Consider the following 1,760-nt stretch of genomic DNA (forward strand, 5'->3'; position numbering starts at 1 on the left):
CGTCCGTGCACTGGGCCGAGAGGATCGTCGCCACCAGCAGTTGCAGGGGGGTCGAGTACTCGAGCTCCACGCGGGCATCCGGGTAGTGCCGGCTCAGCCGATCCAGGATCCGCCGGGCCGCGGCCCTCGCATCCGGCCGGATCCGCTGTCGGCTCGCCGCTTGCGGTCCTCCCGTTCGGCCGAGTCCCCGCTGGTCCCTGCCCGGAGCCTTCCTCTCCCGCCCGACTGTGCGCCGCATCCTCAAGGGATTCTAGAAGCGCCCCGGGGGAGCGTCAACGCCAATTTCCTGCACTGACGCCTAGTTGGCACGCCCCCTGCTAGTCCCTCCAGAGGCTCTCGCCCCCGAGCGGGTCTTCTGCCCGGGATTCCACCAGAAAGCCAGGTGACGGGAGACGAGGCGCCGCGACGATTCCCGGATCCCCAGGGAGGCAGCCGTGATCATCGAGTGCGGGCACTGCGGGGCGAAGTACAAGGTGGAGGAGGCTCGGATCCCCCGGGGGGGACTCACGTGCAAGAAGTGCCAGGGGCCGCTCCCGGTCCCGTCCCCCAGCGAGACGCGAGGCCGGGGGGGGCCCGAATCCACCATCGTCGGGCGGATCCCCACCGCTTCTGGCGCACCCCTGAGCGCGGCCTCGGCGGTGCGGATCTCCCTGGTCATCCAGGCCGGCCCGGATGGCGGGAAGACCTATCCCGTCACGAAGGACCGGGTGATCATCGGCCGGAAGACGGGAGACCTCATCCTGAACGACCCCGAGGTCTCCGGCTCCCACGCCTCGCTCGAGATCGTGGGCAACACCTACTTCCTGCGGGACCTGCGGAGCACCAACGGGACCTACCTGAACGGGACCAAGGTCGCCGAGGCCCAGCTCAAGCACCTGGATGAGATCGGCCTCGGGAAGAGCACCCTCATCTTCACGGTGAGCCACGCGGGCGACTAGGCGGCAGGGAGAGCCACCATGCGATGCGGTCTGCTCGTGGGGCTTGCGGGCCTGGCCCTGCTCGCCGGGTGCCTCGTGGTCGCGCCACCGCCTGGACCGGCGCCCGAGCTACTCTCGGTCAAGGAGATCCGCGCGGGCGAGGTCCGGGCGGAGGTCATCTACGCCGACGAGATCAAGGCGGCGGCGATTCGGGGCACCGTCATCCGGAGCGGGAAGCTCAAGGGGGCCTTCCGCCACGAAAAGCTGGAGGCACCGGTCGTGGCCGCCGGGACCATCTACGCGAAGGAGATCAGGGCCCACCTGATCGTCGCCGGGACCATCTACGTCCACGAGCTGGATATCGGGAACTGACCCGCCTGCGAGACGGCCCCGCGCCGACCGACGCCCCCATCCGGGGGCGTTGCGGTTTTTCGACCCCCTCAGCGGATCCGGCGGGGGAGGTCCCGGAGATCATCGAGGAGGAAGTCGGGGGCGGCGGCGGCCAGCTCCTCCCGGGACCGCAGGCCGTAGGTCACGGCGCAGGCGCTGCAGCCGGCGGCGCGGGCCATGGCCACGTCCTGCGGGCTGTCCCCCACCATGAGGGCGGCGGCGGGGGGCAGGCCGACAGCGGCCAGGATGGCCTCCGCCTGGGCCGGGTGCGGCTTCTTGTGGGGGGTGCTGTCGCCTCCCAGGATGAGACGGAAGTGGTGGTGGAGGCCGAGCCCCTCCAGGATGGTCAGGGCGTAGCCCTGAGGCTTGTTGGTGGCCACCGCCATGGCCTTGTGGCTGAGGGCCTGGAGCGCCTCGGGGACGCCCGGGTAGGGGCGGGTCGCATCGAGGAGG

Annotated in this window: 4 protein-coding genes; 2 read left to right on the forward strand and 2 right to left on the reverse strand. The window is 70.9% G+C overall.

Going from position 1 to position 1,760, the window contains the following annotated elements; translation table 11 throughout:
* Nucleotides 1-238 (reverse strand): hypothetical protein (locus tag VGT06_06535; protein HEV8662777.1); only part of this gene is annotated, 238 nt, incomplete at its 3' end.
* A 196-nt stretch (nt 239-434) separates the two neighbouring features.
* Between VGT06_06535 and VGT06_06540 the strand changes: the two genes are divergently transcribed.
* Both VGT06_06540 and VGT06_06545 read left to right on the forward strand, forming a co-directional pair.
* Nucleotides 435-938: an FHA domain-containing protein gene (locus VGT06_06540; protein ID HEV8662778.1), complete on the forward strand. Its 504-nt coding sequence runs from the start codon at nt 435-437 to the stop codon at nt 936-938.
* A gap of 18 nt (nt 939-956) precedes the next feature.
* Nucleotides 957-1,289, forward strand: a complete 333-nt coding sequence (locus tag VGT06_06545; GenBank protein ID HEV8662779.1) for a hypothetical protein — start codon at nt 957-959, stop codon at nt 1,287-1,289.
* Between the two features lie 68 nt (nt 1,290-1,357).
* Here the strand turns inward: VGT06_06545 and VGT06_06550 are convergent.
* Nucleotides 1,358-1,760: HAD-IA family hydrolase (locus VGT06_06550; protein HEV8662780.1), on the reverse strand; the 403-nt coding region annotated here is incomplete at its 5' end.

Source organism: Candidatus Methylomirabilis sp. (genome assembly GCA_036000645.1).
Lineage (GTDB): Bacteria > Methylomirabilota > Methylomirabilia > Methylomirabilales > JACPAU01 > JACPAU01.

Bases quoted from the DNA above. Each gene is read 5' to 3' on its own strand.
- VGT06_06545 (HEV8662779.1), top strand. From the start codon at position 957: ATGCGATGCGGTCTGCTCGTGGGGCTTGCGGGCCTGGCCCTGCTCGCC.